This is a genomic window from Nonomuraea sp. NPDC049625 (assembly GCF_040675285.1).
Classification (GTDB): Bacteria; Actinomycetota; Actinomycetes; order Streptosporangiales; family Streptosporangiaceae; genus Nonomuraea; species Nonomuraea angiospora_A.
Map to the genome: position 1 here is coordinate 301,639 of NZ_JBFAOQ010000003.1, position 20,367 is coordinate 322,005.

The 20,367-nt window shown below is 72.0% G+C and carries 20 protein-coding genes; 10 read left to right on the forward strand and 10 right to left on the reverse strand.

Translation table 11 applies throughout. The features are described 5' to 3' along the window. Positions 1–7: 7 nt before the first annotated feature. Positions 8–1,144, forward strand: coding sequence for an ROK family transcriptional regulator (locus AB0J87_RS14855; RefSeq protein WP_363965524.1), 1,137 nt, complete (start codon positions 8–10; stop codon positions 1,142–1,144). A 253-nt stretch (positions 1,145–1,397) separates the two neighbouring features. On the opposite strand, the gene AB0J87_RS14860 is transcribed toward AB0J87_RS14855, so the two are convergent. Next, positions 1,398–2,639 carry a serine hydrolase domain-containing protein gene (locus tag AB0J87_RS14860; RefSeq protein ID WP_363965526.1) on the reverse strand — a complete coding sequence of 414 codons (1,242 nt, stop codon included), beginning with the start codon at positions 2,637–2,639 and terminating at the stop codon, positions 1,398–1,400. Between the two features lie 157 nt (positions 2,640–2,796). Then, positions 2,797–3,261 (reverse strand): Lrp/AsnC family transcriptional regulator, encoded by a 465-nt coding sequence (locus AB0J87_RS14865; protein ID WP_363965528.1) that lies wholly within the window; start codon positions 3,259–3,261, stop codon positions 2,797–2,799. Positions 3,262–3,364: 103 nt separating this feature from the next. On the opposite strand from AB0J87_RS14865, the gene AB0J87_RS14870 reads away from it, so the two are divergent. Then, a complete protein-coding gene (locus AB0J87_RS14870; protein ID WP_363965530.1) occupies positions 3,365–3,904 on the forward strand; it encodes an alpha/beta hydrolase in 540 nt (179 codons plus the stop codon). Positions 3,905–3,919: 15 nt separating this feature from the next. On the opposite strand, the gene AB0J87_RS14875 is transcribed toward AB0J87_RS14870, so the two are convergent. Then, complete coding sequence (locus tag AB0J87_RS14875; RefSeq protein ID WP_363965532.1) at positions 3,920–4,639, reverse strand: hypothetical protein; 720 nt, start codon at positions 4,637–4,639, stop codon at positions 3,920–3,922. After that, on the reverse strand, positions 4,636–6,003 hold the full coding sequence (locus AB0J87_RS14880) for an alpha/beta fold hydrolase (RefSeq protein ID WP_363965534.1): 1,368 nt from the start codon (positions 6,001–6,003) through the stop codon (positions 4,636–4,638). The genes AB0J87_RS14875 and AB0J87_RS14880 overlap by 4 nt, the downstream gene beginning before the upstream one ends. A gap of 163 nt (positions 6,004–6,166) precedes the next feature. On the opposite strand from AB0J87_RS14880, the gene AB0J87_RS14885 reads away from it, so the two are divergent. From AB0J87_RS14885 to AB0J87_RS14895, 3 genes are read left to right on the forward strand one after another with little or no spacing between them, the layout of a single operon-like run. Then, entirely contained in the window at positions 6,167–6,646 is a 480-nt protein-coding gene (locus AB0J87_RS14885) for a GNAT family N-acetyltransferase (protein ID WP_363965536.1), read from the forward strand. Beyond that, a complete protein-coding gene (locus AB0J87_RS14890; RefSeq protein ID WP_363965538.1) occupies positions 6,634–7,035 on the forward strand; it encodes a dienelactone hydrolase family protein in 402 nt (133 codons plus the stop codon). Before AB0J87_RS14885 ends, AB0J87_RS14890 begins: the two co-directional genes overlap by 13 nt. 30 nt (positions 7,036–7,065) lie before the next feature. Beyond that, positions 7,066–7,929: a phosphotransferase gene (locus AB0J87_RS14895; protein ID WP_363965540.1), complete on the forward strand. Its 864-nt coding sequence runs from the start codon at positions 7,066–7,068 to the stop codon at positions 7,927–7,929. A gap of 36 nt (positions 7,930–7,965) precedes the next feature. Here AB0J87_RS14895 and AB0J87_RS14900 read toward each other — a convergent pair whose 3' ends face one another. Continuing rightward, positions 7,966–10,440: a molybdopterin cofactor-binding domain-containing protein gene (locus AB0J87_RS14900; RefSeq protein WP_363965542.1), complete on the reverse strand. Its 2,475-nt coding sequence runs from the start codon at positions 10,438–10,440 to the stop codon at positions 7,966–7,968. 59 nt (positions 10,441–10,499) lie between these two features. Between AB0J87_RS14900 and AB0J87_RS14905 the strand changes: the two genes are divergently transcribed. Together AB0J87_RS14905 and AB0J87_RS14910 are read left to right on the forward strand one after the other, a co-directional pair. Continuing rightward, positions 10,500–11,369, forward strand: a complete 870-nt coding sequence (locus tag AB0J87_RS14905; RefSeq protein ID WP_350722382.1) for an FAD binding domain-containing protein — start codon at positions 10,500–10,502, stop codon at positions 11,367–11,369. After that, entirely contained in the window at positions 11,366–11,845 is a 480-nt protein-coding gene (locus AB0J87_RS14910) for a (2Fe-2S)-binding protein (RefSeq protein ID WP_363965544.1), read from the forward strand. The genes AB0J87_RS14905 and AB0J87_RS14910 overlap by 4 nt, the downstream gene beginning before the upstream one ends. Before the next feature lie 31 nt (positions 11,846–11,876). On the opposite strand, the gene AB0J87_RS14915 is transcribed toward AB0J87_RS14910, so the two are convergent. After that, on the reverse strand, positions 11,877–12,542 hold the full coding sequence (locus AB0J87_RS14915) for a GntR family transcriptional regulator (RefSeq protein ID WP_363965546.1): 666 nt from the start codon (positions 12,540–12,542) through the stop codon (positions 11,877–11,879). Between the two features lie 120 nt (positions 12,543–12,662). On the opposite strand from AB0J87_RS14915, the gene AB0J87_RS14920 reads away from it, so the two are divergent. Together AB0J87_RS14920 and AB0J87_RS14925 are read left to right on the forward strand one after the other, a co-directional pair. After that, on the forward strand, positions 12,663–13,970 hold the full coding sequence (locus tag AB0J87_RS14920; protein ID WP_363965548.1) for an MFS transporter: 1,308 nt from the start codon (positions 12,663–12,665) through the stop codon (positions 13,968–13,970). Between the two features lie 91 nt (positions 13,971–14,061). Further along, positions 14,062–14,274: a hypothetical protein gene (locus AB0J87_RS14925; RefSeq protein WP_350722389.1), complete on the forward strand. Its 213-nt coding sequence runs from the start codon at positions 14,062–14,064 to the stop codon at positions 14,272–14,274. On the opposite strand, the gene AB0J87_RS14930 is transcribed toward AB0J87_RS14925, so the two are convergent. The 4 genes from AB0J87_RS14930 to AB0J87_RS14945 all read right to left on the reverse strand — a co-directional run bounded on the left by AB0J87_RS14930 (position 14,275) and on the right by AB0J87_RS14945 (position 18,797). Next, a complete protein-coding gene (locus tag AB0J87_RS14930; protein WP_363965550.1) occupies positions 14,275–15,288 on the reverse strand; it encodes a class I SAM-dependent methyltransferase in 1,014 nt (337 codons plus the stop codon). A gap of 314 nt (positions 15,289–15,602) precedes the next feature. Continuing rightward, entirely contained in the window at positions 15,603–16,607 is a 1,005-nt protein-coding gene (locus tag AB0J87_RS14935) for an enolase C-terminal domain-like protein (RefSeq protein WP_363965552.1), read from the reverse strand. A gap of 11 nt (positions 16,608–16,618) precedes the next feature. After that, entirely contained in the window at positions 16,619–17,992 is a 1,374-nt protein-coding gene (locus AB0J87_RS14940; protein ID WP_363965554.1) for an MFS transporter, read from the reverse strand. Positions 17,993–18,065: 73 nt separating this feature from the next. Then, the gene (locus tag AB0J87_RS14945) at positions 18,066–18,797 is read right to left on the reverse strand and encodes a TetR/AcrR family transcriptional regulator (RefSeq protein WP_363965556.1); all 732 of its coding nucleotides are present in this window, start codon (positions 18,795–18,797) and stop codon (positions 18,066–18,068) included. Positions 18,798–18,894: 97 nt separating this feature from the next. Here AB0J87_RS14945 and AB0J87_RS14950 point away from each other — a divergent pair, with 97 nt between their 5' ends. Beyond that, positions 18,895–20,340 carry an MFS transporter gene (locus AB0J87_RS14950; protein WP_363965558.1) on the forward strand — a complete coding sequence of 482 codons (1,446 nt, stop codon included), beginning with the start codon at positions 18,895–18,897 and terminating at the stop codon, positions 20,338–20,340. Positions 20,341–20,367 lie beyond the last annotated feature (27 nt).

The following is a 20,367-nucleotide window of genomic DNA, read 5'->3' on the forward strand; positions in this document are numbered from 1 at the left end:
ATCTCACATGAAGCAGCGGCTGCCCGTGCAGGGGGCACAGGGCGACCTGCTGAGACTCGTCGCCACCGGCAAGGCCGAGTCACGCGCCGACCTCGCGCGCTTATCGGGCCTGGCGGCGTCCAGCGTGTCGCTGCGCGTGGAGGAGCTCATCGACGCGGGCCTGCTGGCCGAGGAGGGCTCGGGCACCTCGCGCGGCGGCCGCCGTCCGCGCCGGCTGCGGCTCTCCCCCGGCGCCGGCGTGCTGGCCGTCGCCGACCTGGGCGCCCACCACGTACGCCTCGGCCTCCTGGACCTCAGCGGCACGCCGCTCGTGATCGAGGAACGCGGCTGCGAGATCGCCGACGGCCCGCAGGTCACCCTGGACCGCATCGCGGACGCGTTCGACGAGCTGCTGGCCGCCCACGTGCCCCCGTCGGTCCCCCTGCGGGGGGTGGGCACCGGCATCCCGGGCCCGGTGGACCCGTCGAGCCTGCGCGTGGTGACGCCCTCGCGCATGCCCGGCTGGAACGAGTTCCCGGTGGCCGACCACCTGGCCGCCCGCTACGACCTGCCGATCCTCGTCGAGAACGACGCCAACCTGATGGCCGCGGGCGAGGCGCGCTGGTGGCCCGGCAGCCAGAACCTCATGATCGTCAAGGCCGGCACCGGCATCGGCTGCGGCGTCATCGTCAACGGCCACCTGCACCGGGGCAGGGGCGCGGCCGGCGACATCAGCCACGTGCGGGTGCGCTCGGACTCCTCCGTCGTGTGCGCCTGCGGGCATCCGGACTGCCTGGAGGCGTACGCGAGCGGCGCCGCCCTCATGGCGGCCCTGCGCGAGTCCGGCATCGAGGTGACCCGCACGGCGGACATCGTCACCCTGGTCAACGACGCCATCCCGGAGGCCACGAGCCTGGCCCGCACCGCGGGCCGCCGCATCGGCGAGGTCCTGACGGTGCTGGTGAACTTCTTCAACCCGGACGTGGTGGCGGTGGGCGGCAGCCTGTCGGCGGCGGAACCCTTGATCACCTCGATCAGGGCGGCGGTGTGGGAACGCTGCCTGCCGCTGGCGACGCGCGACCTGGAGATAGCCCCGGCCCGGGGCGGCCGGGACGCGGCCCTGCTGGGGGCCGGCACCCTCCTGCTGGAGGCCGCCCTGGCCTGAAGGAGAACCCTCCCCCGTCCGCGGTGGCCGATCTCCAGACGTACGTCGCCCGGCTGCGCAGAGTGCTGCCGCCCGGCGCGCATCCTCACCAGGGGCTCCGGCTATCTCCTGCAGACCGCCGCCGACGAGGTCGATCCGCTCGCGTTCGACGAGGAGGCGCGGCAGGCCAGGCTGACCGACCTCGCGGAGCGCCGTACCGAGGCCCAGCTCGACTACGCGGAGATCAGGCTCAACCTGGGCCCGGACCAGGAGGTCATCGACGATCTGCGTGACGGGAGCCCGGCAGCTTGTACGGCTCGCCGCAGAAGTAGCGGTTGAGCGCGTCCACGGCGGCCAGCAGCATCCGCGCGACCGCCCGGTCGTTGCGTTGCACGTTGACCGACAGCGTCATCCGGCGTTCGCCCGTGGCGTCGGCGAAGCTGAAGGTCTGGTAGCCGGGGATCGAGCCGGTCGCGCCCCACGTCTCGCCGCAGGTGAGTCCCACCGACTCCAGCCCGAGCCCGTACCGGGGGAAGACCGGGGCCTGTGGCGTGGTGACGCCGGTGCGCATCTGCGTCAGCAGCTTCGGGCCGACGAGGCGGCCGCCGAAGAGCGCCTGGTAGAAGCGGTTCAGGTCGCGGGCGTCGGACACCACCCCGTACGCGGCCCAGGCGAACGACGGTTTCAGCCGCGTGATGGGCCGCAGCGAGCCCGGGACGTCGGGGTCGGCGCCCGTGGGCAGGTGGTAGCCGGTGGCGTGCGGGCCGCGGATGCCGTCCCAGGTCGTGGGCAGGTAGGAGCGCGTCATGCCGGCCGGGCGGAAGATCCTCCGGTCCAGCTCGGCGCTCAGCTTGTGGCCCGTCACCTGCTCCACGAGCAGACCGAGCAGGATGTAGCCGGTGTTGGAGTAGGCGAAGCGGCCCCGCTCGGGCCGGGGCAGCCGCTCGGCCTCGTCGATGAGCTGCCGCGGGGTGTAGGTCTGCTTGCCGTACTGCTCGGGGTCGGCGGGATCGGCGGCGTGGTCGTAGGTGGCCAGGCCGCCGGTGTGGTTCAGCAGCTCCCGCACGGTGATCCGGTCGCCGCCGTCGATCTGGCCGGGCAGCCGCTTGCCGATCGGCTCGTCCAGGCTCAGCCTGCCCTCCTGGACCAGTTGCAGGACGACCGCGGCGACCATGCTCTTGGTCACGCTGGCGACCCGGAACCGCGCCTCTCTCGGCATCGGCTCGCGGGTGTCCAGGTCGGCGGTGCCGCCGGTGCCGATCCAGGTGCCGCGGTCGTCGTCGATGCGGGCCAGCACGCCGGGGGCGCCGGCGGCCACGGTCGCGTCGAGCGCCTCCCGCAGCCCGGCGGGCTCTTCGCGCTGGGCCAGCCGCGGATCGGCGGGCTCCTGCTGCTGTGCCTGCCGTGATCCGGCGGGCTCTTGCTGCTGGGCCTGGGCGGCGGCCGGGACGGGTGACAGCAGGCCGGCGACGGCGAGCGCGGCGACCGCCATGCGGGTGCCGTTCACTGGCGGCATGCTTCTCCTTCGGTGGGGATCGTGGAAACGATCTCCATCCTGGCGACGCGGGCAGCCGTCCTCGTCCGCACTCGTGATGATCTCCGCCTGCGACCGCGGTCGCAGCCCCCGTACTCCCCAGGCCGACCCCGGCCCGGATCGCCGTCGCGTCGGCCGCTCAGGCCGGGCGGGGCGGCGTGATCGCCTTCGTTTCGTAGGTCCGCAGCACCAGCGACGTCGTGACGGGCCCGAAGCGGGCGATGCCGTCGACGATCGTCTCAAGGCGCCCGGCGCCGGAGGCGTGCACGTCGATCAGGAAGCAATCCTCACCGGTGAGCCGATGGACGTTCGTGACCTCGGGCAACCGCGCGAAGTGGTCGAGGCACGCGGAGATGCGGGCATGGGTGGTGCGCAGCCGGATCACCGCGTGGATGCTCAGGCCGAGGCGGGCGGGGTCGACCACGGCTCGGTAGCCGGTGATGACACCCGACTGTTCCAGGCGTTTGATGCGCGCCGACACGGCCGGCTGCGAGAGGTTGACCCGCCGGCCGATCTCGGTGACACCGAGCCGCCCCTCGGACTGCAGGATGTCCAGGATCGCATGGTCGACCGAATCCAATGAAACCGTCGTCTCGCCCGTCATCGACCTTCCATCCATCAGCGGTAGGCGACTCTACTCGACCGTTCGCACATACTGACGCCCTGGACGCGGACGAACGCCGCGAACGACGAAGGAATGACAAGCCATGCGCTACGTGATCGTCCCTGGGATCAACGGCTCCGACGCGGACCACTGGCAGACCGTCTGGCAGGCGGAGTGGGGAGCCGCCGCTGCACGGATCTCCCCCTCCTCCTGGGACGAACCGGATCTGGACGACTGGTGTCACGCCATCGATCGGGCCGTGGACGAGCGCCCATCGGCCGACGTGGTGCTCGTCGCGCACAGCCTGGGTTGCCTTGCCGCCGCTCGCTGGGTCGCCCGGCGTCAGCCGGACATCCGCGGAGTGTTCCTCGTGGCCCCGCCGGACAACACCGGCCCGAACTTCCCTGCCGAGGCCCCCACCTTCACCGCGGTGGACGCGACCCCTCTTCACGTGCCCGGCCTGGTCGTCTCCAGTGACGACGACCCCTACTGCTCCCCAGAGGTCGCGGCGCGGCTGGCCGCCGGCTGGCGACTCCACCATGTCAGCGCCGGCTCGGCGGGCCACATCAACTCCGCGAGCGGGCTGGGCCGATGGGATTCCGGGCGCGAGCTGCTCGCTCGCCTTTCTGATCTTCGACGGTGAAGGGCCAGGCGCTCGTCAGGCCGGCATCTGGAGGTCGGGGAAGGCCTGTCCGGCTGACAGCCGTTCGACGAGAGTTCGTACGGCCTCCTTCCCGCCGTTCGTTCCCGCCCAGCGACTCACCTGGCAGGCGGCCTTGGCGTACATCCGGGGATCCGCCGATGCCGCCCGCAGCCACTCGTCCAGCGTGACCGGGAGGGGCTGACGGGAGTCGGCCAGGCACCGGTCGCCGGTCGGCGCGAGGTAGCGGGGGTCGTCGCTGACCACGACGGCGAGACCCTCGTCGAACCACTGCGGAACGTCGGCGCCGTTGAGACGGGCGTGCAGCTCCACGTGGGTCATCTCGTGCGAGGCGATCACGGGATCGACGCCGCGCGGGGACAGCATCACCGACCGGTTGAGCACGGCGATGCCGCGTTCGCGACCGCCGCCGATCCTGCGGTAGCAGTCGTCGGACAGGCACACGAGGAGGTCCGGAGCGCTCTTCCGTCCGCCGAAGTAGTCACGCACCCGCTGGTTCGCCTGCTCGACGACCTCGCTCACCTGCCGGCGCCGGTCCGGCGGCAGGCCGGGTTCGGCGTACACGCCGGGCTGGAGCCGTTCCAGGCCGTAACAGCCGGGGCAGGTGGTGGCCGCGACGGACGGGAAGGCGATCGCCGTCACCACCACGGCGGCGGTGAGGAGGACCGCGACGGCGGCGCCCGCGATCCACCAGCGTCTCCCTTTGCGTCGCTTCACGGGCACGTGGTCCCCCGGGACGGCAGCCGACGTTCGGTGACGTACTTGCTGACGAGGTCGATGACGCAGGGGTTGGCCATCGCGCCGAAGAGGTTGTGGCCGGGGCCGTCGTGTTCGATGGTGCGGCTGCCGGGGATCTGCTCGACCACTCGGCGGGTGGACCCGTAGTCCTGCCAGGTGCCCGCGCCCAGGAGCGGCGGCAGCGTACGGGGCATCGGCGTGGGCGGGTTGGTCACCCGGGTCGGCCAGCCGGCGCAGGTGAGCGGCAGGTGCCAGGCCAAGGGGAAAGCGGCGCCGGTATTGGGCGCGATGGCGCGCAGCCGCTTGACCGTGCGCGCGACGTCCCGCTGGGTGGCCGGGCGCGGGAAGTCCAGGCACTCCTTGACTCCGCCGCCGGGCAGGCCCGGGTAGGGCTGGCGGCTCGACAGCGCGAAGCCTGACGCGTCGCCGGCCTCGGCCGCCGTGATGGCCGCCACGACGTCACCCCATCGCGTGGGGCCGGGCCGGAGCTTGAGGAACGCGAGCGAGCGCAACTGCGTGCCGTCGTAGCGGGCGTCGGCTTTCGGGGCGGGGATCGGCTCGCGGTCCGCCTTGGCGATCAGCGCCCGCCAGCGCTTCTCCGTCCCGGCGGGCGCCCAGGCGAAGAACCGGTCCATGAAGCGCTCGTTGTCGCGGGCGATCGAGTCGAGTTCCCGGTCCCAGTCGCGCGGGCTGTGGTTGCCGGCGCCGTCGAGGTACATCGTGCGTACGCGCTGCGGGAACAACCGGGCGTAGGACTGCGCGATCGTGCTGCCGTACGACAGCCCGAGGAAGTTCATCCTGTCCTCGCCGAGCGCCTTGCGGATGGCGTCGGCGTCGCGGGCGTCGGAGGCCGCGTCCATGTGGTCGAAGAGCTCGGGGTCGGTGGTACGGCACTTGTCGCCCCTGGCCTTGTTCGCCGCGGCGAGCTGGTCGAACCCGGCCTGGTCGGCGGGGAACGCCGGGGTGCGCACGAAGCCCCAGTCGCACTGGAGCACCGCGCCGCTGAGCCCGGGATAGCCGCGCGGGTCCCAGGTCACGACGTCCATCGACGTACGGATCTTGTCGAAGATCTGCGTACGCGAGCCCAGCGAGGCGATCTGGTACCCCTGGGGGCCGCCGAAGTTGACCAGCACGGACCCCTTCTTCGCGCCGGTGGCGGGCAGGCGGGCCACCTTCAGGGTGATCGTGCGGTCGCTCTTGGGCGACAGGGCGACGGGCAGGTCCGCACACTGGAGCTCGGGCGCGTTCGCGACCGGGCAGGAGCTCCACGGCTGGGACGGCTGCGGCGTCGCGACGCTGACCGGCGTCGTGAGGACGGCAAGCGCCATGAGTGTGTTGAGCATGGGCAGAACGTTAGGAGTCGCCGGTGGCCGAGGTCTGCCCGCGAAAGTCATCGATGGCTGTTCACCAAAGTTGACTATGAGCGCTGCGGCTCAACGGAGGTCGGCGTGGCGCATCCCGAAAATCGACGTGCGTCGGTAGAAGTTCGGATGCGATCCTCCGAACATGGATGAGCCCGCGGCATTCCAGATATCTCGCATCACCGGCTCCGCCGAGCTGGCGGAAGTCACCGCAAGGCTCCTGGACCGGTTGCCGACGTGGTTCGGGATCCCGGAAGCCAACGCGGAATACGTGGAGTCGGCGACCCGCCTTCCCGGCCTCCTGGCTCACGCCGGCGCAGAGGCCATCGGCGTCCTGCTGTACCGGCGGCATTTCGCGGAGGCGGCCGAAATCCACTTGATGGCGGTCTCCCCGGGCTGGCATCGGCGCGGTGTCGGCAGAGCGCTGGTCGACGCCGTCACCTCGGATGTCCGGGCGGACGGCTGCCGGCTGCTGCAGGTCAAGACTCTGGGGGCAAAGCACCCGGATCCCGGCTACGCCAGGACCAGGGCGTTCTATCGGGCAGTCGGCTTCCTGCCGCTGGAGGAGACGGACGACCTGTGGCCGGGCAACCCTTGCCTCATCATGGTGAAGTGGTGTCGCTGACTGTCCAAGCGGTCGAGAACCTGCTCTCCGACCTGGTCTATGCCGGCTTCTCGGTCGGTGTGCTCTGTGCGCAGAAGCTGGCGCAGACACGATCGGGCGCGCGGGGCGCGCTGCTGTACTACGCCTGCGCACCGCTCTCGGAGTTCGGCGACGCCTGGCCGGACGGCGTGCCGGTCCAGGTGCACGGCATGGATGCCGATCCCGTCTTCGTCGGCGAGGGCGACATCGGTTTCGCTCGGGAGGTGGTCGAGTCGGCCGGGCAGGGTCGGCTGTTCCTCTATCCCGGCGACCAGCACTGCTTCGCCGACCGCACGCTGCCCTCCTACGACCCGGACGCCGCCGCGCTGCTGCTTTCCCGCACGCTGGCCTTCTTGCGGTCCGTCGCGTGACGAGCCTGCGATGAGAGGAGGCCGGCAGCGGTGAGCGATGCCGGGCGCATCGACGCAGAGGTGATCGAGTGCCTGCTGTCCCAACACGTGACGGGGTATGAGCCGCTGTCCGGGTTCGCGGCCAACACGGTCGCCGCGGTGACGCTGGGGTCCGGTGCACGCGCCGTCTTCAAGGCCGCCGCCGCGCGCGAGGTCGAGGTGGAGCTATGGGCCCTGCGGTCCATGTCGGAGAGGGGCGTTCCGGTCCCCGAGGTCATCGCCGGGGCGCCGGACGCGGAGATCCCGTACCTGGTGACGCGGCTCGTCTCCGGTGAGCCGGGGGTCGCGACGCGCGAGGCGGCGTCCGAGGTGGGACGGCTGCTGCGTGCCGTGCACTCTCTTCCCGTGGAGGGGGCGGGCTTTTTCAAGGAGGCGTCCGGCTCGCCACCATGCGCCGGTGCGGCAACATGGGCTGATCAGGTCGCGGGGCTGGCGGATCGGCTCGGCCCTGTCGCCGATGCCGGAATCCTGCCCCCGACGCTCCATGCTCGATGCCGGGATCTCCTCCTGGACGGACCTCGGTGGGATCAGCCCTGCGTGTACGTGCACGGTGATTTCCACCCGCGGCATGTCCTGTCGGCCGGGTCCCGGATCGAGGGGATCATCGACTGGGCGGACTGCGGTGCTGCCGGCCCATGGCTGGACCTGGCCAGGATGGACTTCCGCGAGCCCGGCTTGCAGCGCGCGATGCTCGACGCGTACTTCCCCGCGGGCATTCCGGACGACGCGCCGTCGCACCTGGCGAACCACCGGCTGCTCTACATGCTGCTGGCTCTCATGTGGGAGTACGAGTGCGGCGGGGACTGGCTGCACGAGCGCGTCCCCGGCATCGAAGCGGCACTCGCCACGACCTAGACGCGTCGGCGAACCACGCGGGTGGTTCCGGCTCGCCTACCGGGTTTCGGTGGTGGCCGCCCATACCGCGGCGGGGGTCAGGGGCATGTCGATGTGGTCGATGTCGAGGGCGTCGCAGACGGCGTTGACGATGGCCGGGGGGATGCCGATGCAGCCGGCCTCCCCCGCGCCCTTGGCGCCCAAGGGGGTGTTGGGGTTGGGGGTGACGGTCTCCAGGAGGGTGACCGGAGGCATGTCGGCGGCGGTGGGCAGGAGGTAGTCCAGGAGGGTCGAGGCGTGGGGCAGGCCGTCCTCACCGATGACCGCCTGCTCGTAGAGGGCCTGGCCGAGGCCCTGGGCGATGGAGCCGTGGCCCTGGCCGGTGACGATCATGGGGTTGACGACCACCCCGTAGTCGTCCACGGCCACCAACTGGCGTACGTGGACGGTGCCCAGGTCAGGGTCCACCTCGACCACGGCGACGTGGGCGCCGTACGGGAAGGCCTGGGGTGGGGCGACGATCTCGTCGGCGCGCAGGGGGCCGGTGCGGGCGACCAGTTCCCCGATGGGCAGCCCGGGAAGGGGGCCGACCTCGACGTTGGGCAGCCCCGCCGTCTCGCCGGTGGGTAGGCGCGGGAGAGGGCCGGTCTCGGCGAAGGGCCGCCCCGGGAGAGGGCCGGGCTCGGCGACGGGCGGGCCCGGGAGGGGGCCGGTCTCGGCGAGGGGCGCTGGGCCCTCCTCGGTGTCGCTCTGGAGGCCGGTGTGGGGGTCGCCGCCCACCATCAGGCGGCCCGCGGCGTACGAGACGTCCTCCTCCCCCACCCCCAGGAGTTCCGCGCAGCGGCGGCGGGCGGCGGCCACGAGGGCTTCGGCGGCGCGCCACAGGGCCGCGCCGCCCACCTGCATGGACCGGCTGCCGAAGGTGGCGAAGCCGTAGGGGACCTCGCCGGTGTCGCCCTCGACGACGCGGACCCGGCCCACCTCCACGTCCAGGACCGAGGCCACCACCTGGGCGAACGCGGTGAAATGGCCCTGACCGGTGGACGTCGATCCGACGCGGGCGATGAACGTCCCGTCCGGGCACGCCTCCACGCTCCCGAACTCGTCGCTGTCCGGCGGTCCTCCCGAGCGTTCGATGTACGTGGCGATCCCCACCCCGAGCGGCCGTCCGCCGTCCTCGCGGCGGCGGGCCTGCTCGGCGCGGACCTCGTCGTAGCCGACGGCGGCCAGGGCCCGGTCGAGGGCGGCGGTGTAGTCGCCCGAGTCGTAGGTGCGGCCGGTCGGCGTCAGGTAGGGGTACTGGTCGGGGCGGATGAAGTTGCGGCGGCGCAGGTCGGCCGGGTCCAGGCCGAGCCGGCGGGCGAGCCGGTCCACGGTGCGTTCGAGGGCGTAGGCGGCCTCGGGGCGGCCGGCGCCGCGGTAGGAGGTCGTCGGGGCGGTGTTGGTGAGCACGCACCTGACGCGCGTGTGCACTCTGGGTGTGCGATAGGCGCCGGTGCTCATCGCTCCGGTCATCATGGGGACGAAGGCGCCGATGTGCGGGTACGCGCCGATGTCGGCGTCGATGAGCAGTTCGTACGCGAGGAAGGTGCCGTCCTCGTCGGCCGCCAGCCGTACCCGCTGGTGCTGGCCACGGCCGCGCGGGCCCGCCAGCATGGCCTCGGCGCGGTCCTCGCACCAGCGGACCGGGCGGCCGAGGTGGACGGCGAGCAGGGCGGCGACCAGATACTCCGGGTAGGTCTGGCTCTTGGCGCCGAACGCCCCGCCGGTGGCCGGGACGATCACCCGGATCCGCTCCCGGTCGTACCCGAGCGCCGCGGCGAGCGCGTCGCGCAGCCGGTGCTGGGCCTGGTGGGAGACCCACACGGTGAGGCGGTGCGCGTGTCCCGGGTCCACCAGGATCGCCCGTGGCTCCAGGGACGTGGGGAGGATGAGCTGCTCGCGGTAGGCGGCCTCGACGACGACCGGGGCGGCGGCGAACACGTCGTCGGCCGGGCGGCCGAAGGTGCGTTCGGCGGCCAGGTTGTCGCGGTCGTCGAACAGCCGGGGCGCCTCCGCCGCCAAAGGATCGCCGAACAGCCGGGGCGTCCCCGCCGCCAAAGAGCCCCCGTAGGCGTCGGATGTGCGAGAGGTGTCGGTGCGGGTGAAGGGCAGGAGCTCGAGGTTCAGCCGGACGGCTTCGGCGCCGTCCTCGGCCTGGGCGCGCGTGCCGGCCGCGACCACCGCGAGCCCCTCCCCGGGATAGCGGACGCGGCCCGTGGCGAGCAGCGGCCACGGCGGCATGCCCTCCTCGCCGGGCACCGACCGGGCGGCGAGGTACGGCAGGTCGGCGGCCGACCACGCGCCCGCCACCCCCTCCTCCTTGAGCGCGGCGGCGACGTCGACCCCGCGGATCACCGCGTGCGGCACCGGGCTGCGGGCGAACGCGAGCTCCAGCGTGCCCGGGATATCCAGATCAGCGACCCGGCGCGCCCGTCCGGTGACCAGGTCGCGATCCTCGCGCCGCGCGAGCGGCATCCCGATGTACCGCAATGTTTGGACACCCCCGCTTTCGGTACCAACGTCGATATCGGATGCCCGGGATGGGGGACATGAAACCGGCACAATTCGACTACGTCGCGCCTGCCTCCGTACCGGAGGCGGTGGCCGTGCTGGCCGAGCACGGGCCGGAGAGCCGCGTGCTGGCCGGCGGCCAGAGCCTGCTCATCGAGCTGCGCTACCGGACCACGCGCCCGGCCCTGGTGGTGGACGTCAACCGCATCCCCGGGCTCTCGCAGGTCACGGTCGAGAACGGCTCCGTGCACGTCGGCGCGCTGGTCCGGCACGCCCAGCTGGAGCGCGCCCGGTTCGACGACCCGCTGGCCGAGCTGTTCCGCCAGGTGGCGCCGTACGTCGGCCACCCGCCCATCCGCGCCCGCGGCACCTTCGCGGGCAGCCTGGCCTGGGCGCATCCGGCGTCGGAGTGGTGCGCGCTGGCCATGGCCCTGGACGCCGGGATCGAGGTGAACGGCCCTGCGGGACCGCGTACGGTGCCCGCCGGCTCATGGTTCCGCGGCGCGTTCGTGACCGCCTGCCTGCCGGAGGAGCTGGTCACCGGCGTCCTGCTGCCGCGCCCGCCGGCCGGGGCCGTCGCGGCCTTCGCCGAGCACCGCCGCACCCACAGCGGCTTCGCGCTGGCCGCCGCCCTGGTGATGCTGCGGCTGGCCGAGGGCCGCGTCGCGTGGGTCCGCATCGGGCTCGCCAACGCGGCGGACGTCCCCCTCCGCGCCGTCGGGGCCGAGCGGCTGATGACGGGCGAACGGCCGGAGCAGGAGCTGTTCGCGGAGGCCGGAGCGCTGGCCGCCGCCGAGGCGGACCCGCCCGGAGCGCCGCACGCGCCGGCCGCCTACCTCAGGCACGCGCTGTCCACGCTCGTACGGCGCTGCCTCGCCCGAGCCGTCCACCACGCGGGGACCCCATGAACGTCCGCCTCACGGTCAACGGCCGGACCCACCAGATCGACGTGGAGCCGCGGACCAGCCTGGCCGACGCGCTGCGCGACCGGCTGGGCCTCACCGGGACCACGCTGGGGTGCGAGCACGGGGTGTGCGGCTCGTGCACCGTGCTGGTGGACGGCACGGCCATCCGCTCCTGCCTGACCCTGGCCGTACAGGCGGAGGGCGCCGACATCCGCACCGTCGAGGGGCTGGCCGACGGCGACGAGCTGCACCCGCTGCAGGAGGCGTTCGCGGCCGAGCACGCGCTGCAGTGCGGCTTCTGCACCCCGGGCTTCCTCATGCTGCTCGCCGGCGCGCTGGCCGAGGAGCCGGAGCTGGACCGGGACGAGCGGCGGCTCGACGCGGTGCTGGCCTCCAACCTGTGCCGCTGCACGGGGTACGCGGGCATCCGCCGCGCCGCCGCCCGCGCGGCGAAGAGCATGCGCGCGAACGGCGGCTGAAGCCACCACCGAGACCGCCACGCCCACCAGGTCAGGGTCCCATCTGGAGGAACCGGTCGCGGGCGGCGGCGAGGTGGGCCCGCATGGCCTCGGAGGCGGCCTCCGCCCTGCCCGCCACGACGGCCTCGGCGATGCGGGCGTGCTCGGCCAGCGTGGGGTCGCCGTCGCGCCGGCCCGCGTACTCGATGCGGAACAGGTGCAGGTGGCCGTGGGTACGCCGGAGGGACTCCCGCAACGCGCCGCTGCCCGAGAGCTCGGCGATCAGGTCGTGGAAGCGGGCGTCGTGGTCGGCCAGGCCGTGGTAGTCCTCGTACCTGGTGCCCTGGGGCGCCTTCGGGACGCTGGCCAGCTCGGCCCGCACGCGCTCCCCCGCCTCGGCCGTCACCAGCTCGGCCGCGCGCCCGGCCGCCCACGGCTCCAGGAGCAGCCTGAGCTGGTAGAGGTCGGCGATCTGGCCGGGCGTGAGCAGGGGCGCCACGGAGTAGCCGCGCAGCGCCTCCTTGGTCAGCAGGCCCTCGGACTCCAGCGCGGACAGCACCTCGCGCACCGGCGTCTGGGAGACCTCGAGCAGCCTGGCGAGGGCGTAGATGTTGACGCGGACGCCGGGCTCCAGGTCGCCGTTCATGATCAGGCCCTTGACGCGCTCGTGGACGTCCTCGGTGAGAACGCTCCGCCGGGCCGCCGGCACGCGGCCCATCAGGCGCTTTTCGAGCTCACTGGCCAACCTTCACGCTCCGGTACTCGGGACTTGACGGGCATCGTGCGATGTATGCAACATAGCGGAAATATCCAATAGGAAATATTACTGAGGATCGCGATGGCCACAACCCTCCGAACCACTGTCCGCGGCCGGTTGCGCTGGTACATGATCAGCTACGTCTTCGCCGGGCTCGTCATCAACTACCTGGACCGCGCGAGCCTGGGTGTGGCCCTGCCGTTCATGGGCGAGACGTTCAAGCTCTCCAAGACCGAGGAGGGCATGATCCTGGCTGCCTTCTTCTGGTCGTACGACTTCTTCCAGCTCGCCGCCGGCTGGTTCGTGGACCGGTACGGCCCGCGCAGGACGTTCACGTTCGCCTCCGTGTGGTGGTCGCTGTTCACCTCGCTGACGGCGCTGGCCAGCAGCTTCGCGGCGCTGTTCGGCGTACGGCTGCTGCTCGGCATCGGCGAGAGCCCGGCCGCCACGACCAGCGCCAAGGTCGTGGCCCGATGGTTCCCCCGGCGCGAACGCGCGCTGGCCACCGGGATCTGGGACTCCGGCTCGCGCGTCGGAGGCGTCATCGCGCTGCCGGTGGTCACGGGGCTGATCGCGTGGCTGGGGTGGCGGTGGACGTTCGCGATCATCGGGGTGATCGGGCTGGCGTGGGCCGTCGGATGGTGGCGGACGTACCGGGATCCGCAGGACCACCCGAAGATCACGGAGGAGGAGCTGGCGTACCTGCGCGAGGGCGGGGCCCGCTTCGAAGGCGACGACGACGGGGACGCGGCCAGGATGCGCTGGCGCGACCTGTTCCGCTACCGCACGATCTGGGCGATGATGCTGGGCTTCTTCTGCCTCAACATGGTCGTCTACTTCTTCCTCACGTTCTTCCCGACCTATCTGGTGGAGGAGCGCGGCTTCAGCCTGCTGAAGCTCGGCCTGTTCGGCGCGCTGCCCGGCCTGGTGGCGATCGGCGCCGAGTGGCTGGGCGGCTGGCTGTCCGACCGCCGCATCGCCAGGGGCGACTCGCTCACGCGGGTCAGGAAGACGTTCATCGCGGGCGGGTTCCTGGTCTCGACGGTGATCGGCGTCGCGGTCTGGGTGCCGGAGGCGTGGATGGCGCTGGCCCTGCTCTCGGTCGCCTACGCCGGCTCGACGTTCGCCGCCTCCAACATCTGGGCGCTGCCCGCCGACGTCGCCCCGGCCGACCGGTACGTGGCCTCGATCGGCGGCATCCAGAACTTCGCCTCGAACTTCGCCGGCATCATCAGCCCCATCATGGTCGGCTTCCTGGCGGACAGGACGTCGTCCTTCGCCGTCCCCCTGACGGTGATCTCGTGCGTGGCCCTGCTGGGCGCCTTCACGTACGCGGTGATCCTGAAGCGGGTCGAGCCCATCGGTCTTCCGCCGCGGCCCGAACCGTAAAGATCCGCTCTTGCCCCTGTGGCGGCGCGGCTCTCCCCCGACCTGCCGTGATCTCCTGAGCGGTGTTCGAACCATCACTCAGGAGGTCCGCATGCGCCGACGCGCTCACCTGCTCGCCACCGCCGCCCTGTTCACCGCTCTCGGCTCGGCCGTCGCCCTAAGCTCCGGGAGCCTCATCCCGGGCGGCGAGTTCCACCCGATCAGCCAGCGCATCGTCAACTCCCTCGCCCTGGCGAACGGTTACGTCTCGACGCTGGACGCCATCCTGAGCGACTCCCTGGGCAGCCTCAACCTGGACGTCTGATCACGCGGGCCGGTGGAAGGCCGCCCGCCAGCGGTGACGCTCGCCGTCACGCAGGTCCTCGACCTTCCCGCTCTCCAGCCCGCCGGTCGCGAAGGCCCCGATCTCGGACGGGGTCAGCGGCCACGGCGGCGCGAACACCGGCCCGCCCTCCTCCCGGCCCGACGCGATCACCAGCAGCGTGCCGCCGGGCCGGACGAACTCCGCGATCGCGGCGATGGCCCTGCCGTGCAGAGGCTCCGGCAGGGCCTGCACGGTCATGATCTCGACCACCAGGTCGAACGCGTGCCGCCATTCCGGGGGCGGCGCCAGCAAATCGGCGACCTGGTAACGCACCTCGCTCCCGGGGAAGCGCTCCTGGGCGAGCCGGACGGCCGACTCGCTCACGTCGAACGCCACCGTCTCGTAGCCGAGGCCCGCCAGATGCTCGGCGTCGTCACCCAGCCCCGCGCCCACGACCAGCGCCCGCCCGTGGCCGGGGTGGGCCCACTCCGTCAGCAGGAAGTGCGGGGACCGCGAGTCCCACGGCACGATCGCGTCGCCACTGGCCGACTCGGCGTAGAGCCGCTCGAACCAGCCGGTCGGGTCGCCGTGCGCGAGCGACTCGGCGGCCAGCCTGCTGGCGTCGGCGTCCGCGTCCCGTCCCGTCATCAGTCCTCCCAGCAAGATCCCGTACGGCTCGCCACGCTCCGCCTTGGCGGCCAGCTCCACCAGGCCGACCCGGTCCCCGAGGGGGCCGACCAGCTCGCGCTGGGCGAAGGTGTGCTCGTGCACATATCCCTTGCGCCGCAGCGCCACGTCGAACAGCGGGAGCAGCACGCAGACGCCCGGTGTGGGATGCGGGCAGGGCTGCTCCTTATGCCACCATTCAAGCTCATTTGCGCGCCCGGCGACCGCCAGCTCGACGACGTCCAGGTTGGTGGCCTCCCGGCCGAGCAGCTTGGCCGCCGCCTCGAGCACGACCTCACGCTGGTGCGCGCCGACCCGCGCCCAGGCCTCCACGGGGAGGTCCGCCATGCGGAATGGCCTCATGCCCAGCGCGAACCCGCCCCGGCCGATCAGCTTGTGCGAGACGACCTTCCCGAGCCTGGTGGCCAGCTTGGGGGCACCGTCGACATCACGCCCGAAGGCACCGGCATGAGCGCCACCCCGTCGCCGATCGGCTGAGCGGTGTCCCAGTCGATCACCTCGGCCATGCCGGGAAGAGCGGGCGCGGGCCGGACGCGGGTCAGCAGCCCATCCCTCTGGGCATGACAGGAAATTCTTTGTCAGCAGGATCCATAACAGCTGCCACCGCGTCAGTCGCACGGCCTAATGATCGGGTAGGACCCTTACGCGTGGAAAGTGTCCTTCGCCAGCCTTCGCACCCGCGTCTCGTCGATGTCGTGCCCCAGCCCCGACTGGGTGAGCGGGACCGCGATGACGCCGGCGTTGGCGCCCACGATCGGCGTGACGATCTGGTTCTGGCGCGGCGGCTGCGTCACGTCGCACGGCAGCGTGCAGCCCGGCAGGCTCGCGACCGCCACCGTCGCCGCCCTGGCCAGCCCCGCGCCCTGGCCGCCCGCGCACTGGATGTCCAGGCCCGCCGCCGCGGCCCGGTCGTGCGCCCGGCGCGCCTCCGTCAGCGAGGGGAACGCGTTCGGCCGCAGCAGCAGCACCCTGGCGGCCCGCACGGTCAGGTAGTCGTCCAGCTGGGCGGTGGAGGCGACCTCGACCGCGACCGAGGCGGAGATCTGGTCCTGGAGCGAGGCGTGCGCGTAGACGTCGCCGACGGCGAAGGGCCGCTCGATGACCTCCAGCCCGTAGGAGTCGAGGGCGACGAGCTGGCCGAGGTCGGTGTAGGCGTTGCCGCAGTCGACGGCCAGGGTCAGCGCGGGGTACGTCTGGCGCACCGCCCGTACGGGCTCGACGTCCCAGCCGGGCCTGATGTCCAGCGTGACGTGGCCGTACCCGGCGCAGATCTGCTGGTTGACCCGGGCCACGAGGCTCTCCACGGACGGGTCGGGGGCCAGCCGGACGGTGGCCATGAGCGAGGTGCGGGTGCCGCCGATCGCCTCGGCGAGCGGCACCCCGCGCATCCTGGTCCACAGGTCCCAGCAGGCCATGTCGACCGCCGGGTCGCCGCTCGGCACCGTGTCGGGGTGCTCCCAGTCGACGCCGATCAGCAGGGCGGCCAGCGTCTCCTCCAGCCTGGACCACGTCTTCGGCTGTGGGGCGATCGACTCGCCCCAGCCGGTCATGCCGCCGTGGTCGGTGAGTTTCACGAGCAGGGTCTCCGACTTCCTGCCGAACGGCAGGACAAGCCGGAAGACCTCAAGCTCCCGCACTCGCGGCATGTATCCCCCTTTTATGACGCGGCTCCCTCCATAGTGCCTGCTGTACGGGACTGGGCAAAACGGGGGGCCAGCAGAAAGGCCACGGCCGCGAGCACGGCGGTGAAGGACAGGCCGATCGCGTAGTTCTCGGCGGTGGCGGTGAACAGGGCGCCGCTGATCGCGACGGCCACCACGGTGAAGACCGACTCGCCCACGCCGACCGCCGCGCTGTTCTGGCCCTCCTCGCCCTCCTTGGACATCTCCAGCACCAGTACGGACACCGTCGGGTGCAGCGCGCCGATGCCGAGCCCGGCGATCGTCATCGCCACGAACGCGAGCGCGAGCGGCAGGGAGTCGATGAGCACAAGCGTCATCAGCGCGATGCCGATGGTGATCATGGCGGCGCCGCCGCGGATGGCGGCCAGGTGGCCGATCGTGCCGCGGCCCTTGATCCAGGAGCCGGTGGACCAGCCCAGGGCGCCGACGGTGAGCACGAGGCCCGCGCCGGTGGGGGTCAGGCCGCGCTCGTTGATCAGCATGAGCGGGATCAGCACCTCGGCGGCAGTCAGCGAGCCGAAGGCCAGGCCGCGCAGCACGGGCGCGGTCGGCAGGCCGGGGGCGGCCCTGAGCGAGCCGGGCAGCAGCAGCCTGGGCAGGGCCACGGCCAGCAGGACGATCCCCGCGAGGAGCAGGGGCAGGCCGGCGAGCCCGAGCGCGCTGCCGTACTGGATCAGGGCGGCGGCCACGGCGGTCAGCGTGGCCCAGACGAGCTTGCGGCCGAGGCCGGGGGCGGGCGCGGCGATGCCGTCGCTCACCTCACGCCCCGCGGTGCCGCGCCAGAGCAGCAGCGCCGACGGGATGACGATCAAGGAGACGCCGATGAAGATCCACCGCCAGTCGATGTTCTGGGCCACGAACCCGGCGATGGCCGGGCCGACCATGGACGGCACCACCCAGGCCGCCGAGAACAGGGCGAACACCTTGGGATGCATGGCTCCCGGATAGACCCGGGCGACCAGCACGTACAGCGATACCTGGATCAATCCCGCCCCGAGGCCCTGCACGAACCGGCCCGCGACGAACACCTCCATGTTCGGCGCGAACCCGGCCAGCAGCAGCCCGGCCACGAAGCCCGCCACGCCGGCCGCGATCGGCTGCAGCGGGCCGCGCACGTCGCTCCACCTCCCGCCCAGGACCGTCGCGATCACGCTGGCCGCCAGGGTGGCGCTGAAGGCCAGGTTGTACAGGTGCATCCCGCCCAGCTCGCGGGCCACCACGGGCATCGCCGTGGCCACCGCCATCGCCTCGAAGGCCACCAGCATGACCAGCGCGACCAGCCCGATGCTGATCGCCCGGTACTGCGGCGACACCACGCCCGCCGCGGATCTCTCAACCGTCATCGTCATACCGGGCAAGGTATGGCTGACCCCCACGTCAGCACCTCCGGCGGGGGTCCTAGGCCGCCCTCGGCAATTGGGCCTAGGGCGTGCGGGGCATGCGGGCCTCGATGCCGTCGAGGAGCAGCTCGAGACCGTACCGGAAGCGCTGCTCGCCGTCGTCGGCGACCAGGTCGTCCACGAACTTGGTCATGTGCGGGAACCGCGCCGCCGGCAGCGCCCGGTAGTAGCCGGCGATCTGCCCGATGAAGGACTCGAAGTACTCCTGCGGGTCGGTCATGCCGGCCGCGCGCATCCTGGCGAAGTGGACGGAGCCCTCGTACGCGTCGCTGACGACGTACAGGGAGATCCGGTCCATCGACAGGGACGCGTCCCTCGGCGACATGCCGGCCTCGATCAGCAGGCCGAAGACGAACTCGCCCATGCGGATCGAGTTCTCCCCCGTGGGGATGTTGGCCAGCGCCACCCGGGCCAGGTCGGCGTGTTTCTCCAGCACCCGGTGCACCTCCACCATGTACTCCCGCAGCTGCTCCTTCCAGCGGCCCGGATCGCGCTCGGGCAGCCGGATCTCGCTGAGCACCCGGTCGTAGACCAGCTCCAGCAGCTCGTCCTTGTTCGCCACGTGCGCGTAGAGGGAGGCGGGCCCGGTGTCGAACTCCTGGGCCACGCGTCTCATGCTCAGCGCGTCGAGCCCTTCGGCGTCGAGGATCCGCAGCCCGGCCTCGACGATCAGATCCTGGCTGAGCTGCCGCCTGAGCTGAGCCGGCTTGCGCGACTTACGCCACGGGGGGAGCGGGACGTCCTCGGTTGCCATACGAACACTGTACTTGACACGAACGCTGTTCGCCACTAAAACGGTGTTCGTAGCGAACAGCGTTCGTTAATAGAACACCGTTTTTAAGGAGCCCCCCATGACAGTCACCGCCTCAGCGGCGACGACCGAGACCCAGCCCTACCGCTGGCGCTGGGTCGCACTGTTCGTGATCCTGGCCGCCGAGGTCATGGATCTGCTCGACGCGCTCGTCACCACGATCGCCGCCCCCACGATCCAGAAGGAGCTGGGCGGCAGCGACAGCATCGTGCAGTGGCTCGGCGCCGGATACACCCTGGCCATGGCCGTCGGCCTGATCACCGGCGGGCGCCTCGGCGACCTGTTCGGCAGGAAGCGCATGTTCGTGATCGGCGCGCTGGGCTTCACCGCCGCCTCGCTGCTGTGCGGGGTCGCGATGAGCCCGGAGATGCTGATCGGGAGCCGGGTGCTGCAGGGCCTGTTCGGGGCCGTCATGCTCCCGCAGGGCCTGGGGCTGATCAAGGAGATGTTCCCGCCGCAGGACCTGGGCAAGGCTTTCGGCATGTTCGGCCCGGTCATGACGATCTCGTCCGTGGGCGGTCCCGTGCTGGCCGGCTGGCTGGTCGACGCCGACTTCTTCGGCACGGGCTGGCGCATGATCTTCCTGATCAACCTGCCGCTCGGCCTGGCCGCCGCGCTGGCCGGCATGCGTTTCCTGCCCGAGTACCGTCTCTCGAACGCCACCAGGCTCGACCTCGTCGGCGTCTTCCTCGTCTCCCTGGCCTCGTTCCTGCTGATCTACCCGCTCATCCAGGGCCGCGAGCTGGGCTGGCCCGTGTGGACGTTCGTGTCCATGGCGGCCTCGATCGTGATGTTCGCGATCTTCGCCCGGTACGAGTCCCGCCGCGCCAGGTCCGGCAAGGACCCGCTGGTCACGCCCGGGCTCTTCCGCAAGCGCGCCTTCACCGGCGGTCTGGTCGCCGGCCTGGCCTTCTTCTCCGGCATGATGGGCCTCGGCCTCGTCTTCAACCTCTACACCCAGCTCGGCCTCGGCTTCACGCCGCTCGAGGCCGGTCTCACCGGGTTGCCGCAGGCGCTCGGCGGCGTCGTCGGCTTCGGGCTGGCGATGTCCGGCCTGCAGGAGAAGCTGGGCCGCGGCCTGCTGCAGATCGGCACCGCCGTCATGGCCGCGGGCGCGGCCGCGCTCGCCCTGACCATCCACCTGGCCGGGGTCGACGTCAGCGGCTGGCAGCTGGCTCCCAGCCTCGCCTTCGTCGGCATCGGGATGGGCCTGACCATGGCGCCGTTCTTCGACATCGTGCTCGCCGGCGTCGAGCCGCACGAGTCGGGGTCGGCCTCCGGCACCCTGACCGCGATCCAGCAGCTCGGCGGCGCGCTCGGCACCGCCGTGCTGGGGACGCTGTTCTTCAACCTGCTGGCGCGCCAGTGGAGCTTCGGCTCGTCGATGCAGGTCACCGTGTGGGTCGAGGTCGGGCTGCTGGTCCTGACGTTCGCCCTGTCCTACCTACTGCCCCGCAAGGCCAGGCCGGGCGAGTCCGGCCACTGACGCCCGTGGCGGGGCGCACGGTGAACC

Excerpts from the sequence above, each read along its gene's own strand:
- AB0J87_RS14910 (WP_363965544.1), top strand. The coding sequence starts at position 11,366 with ATGAACGTCCGCCTCACGGTCAACGGCCGGACCCACCAGATCGACGTG.
- AB0J87_RS14880 (WP_363965534.1), bottom strand. The coding sequence starts at position 6,003 with ATGCTCAACACACTCATGGCGCTTGCCGTCCTCACGACGCCGGTCAGC.
- AB0J87_RS14925 (WP_350722389.1), top strand. The coding sequence starts at position 14,062 with ATGCGCCGACGCGCTCACCTGCTCGCCACCGCCGCCCTGTTCACCGCT.
- AB0J87_RS14950 (WP_363965558.1), top strand. The coding sequence starts at position 18,895 with ATGACAGTCACCGCCTCAGCGGCGACGACCGAGACCCAGCCCTACCGC.
- AB0J87_RS14920 (WP_363965548.1), top strand. The coding sequence starts at position 12,663 with ATGGCCACAACCCTCCGAACCACTGTCCGCGGCCGGTTGCGCTGGTAC.
- AB0J87_RS14865 (WP_363965528.1), bottom strand. The coding sequence starts at position 3,261 with ATGACGGGCGAGACGACGGTTTCATTGGATTCGGTCGACCATGCGATC.
- AB0J87_RS14855 (WP_363965524.1), top strand. The coding sequence starts at position 8 with ATGAAGCAGCGGCTGCCCGTGCAGGGGGCACAGGGCGACCTGCTGAGA.
- AB0J87_RS14930 (WP_363965550.1), bottom strand. The coding sequence starts at position 15,288 with ATGGCGGACCTCCCCGTGGAGGCCTGGGCGCGGGTCGGCGCGCACCAG.
- AB0J87_RS14860 (WP_363965526.1), bottom strand. The coding sequence starts at position 2,639 with ATGCCGCCAGTGAACGGCACCCGCATGGCGGTCGCCGCGCTCGCCGTC.
- AB0J87_RS14905 (WP_350722382.1), top strand. The coding sequence starts at position 10,500 with ATGAAACCGGCACAATTCGACTACGTCGCGCCTGCCTCCGTACCGGAG.
- AB0J87_RS14885 (WP_363965536.1), top strand. The coding sequence starts at position 6,167 with ATGGATGAGCCCGCGGCATTCCAGATATCTCGCATCACCGGCTCCGCC.
- AB0J87_RS14935 (WP_363965552.1), bottom strand. The coding sequence starts at position 16,607 with ATGCCGCGAGTGCGGGAGCTTGAGGTCTTCCGGCTTGTCCTGCCGTTC.
- AB0J87_RS14940 (WP_363965554.1), bottom strand. The coding sequence starts at position 17,992 with ATGACGATGACGGTTGAGAGATCCGCGGCGGGCGTGGTGTCGCCGCAG.
- AB0J87_RS14915 (WP_363965546.1), bottom strand. The coding sequence starts at position 12,542 with ATGGGCCGCGTGCCGGCGGCCCGGCGGAGCGTTCTCACCGAGGACGTC.
- AB0J87_RS14945 (WP_363965556.1), bottom strand. The coding sequence starts at position 18,797 with ATGGCAACCGAGGACGTCCCGCTCCCCCCGTGGCGTAAGTCGCGCAAG.
- AB0J87_RS14870 (WP_363965530.1), top strand. The coding sequence starts at position 3,365 with ATGCGCTACGTGATCGTCCCTGGGATCAACGGCTCCGACGCGGACCAC.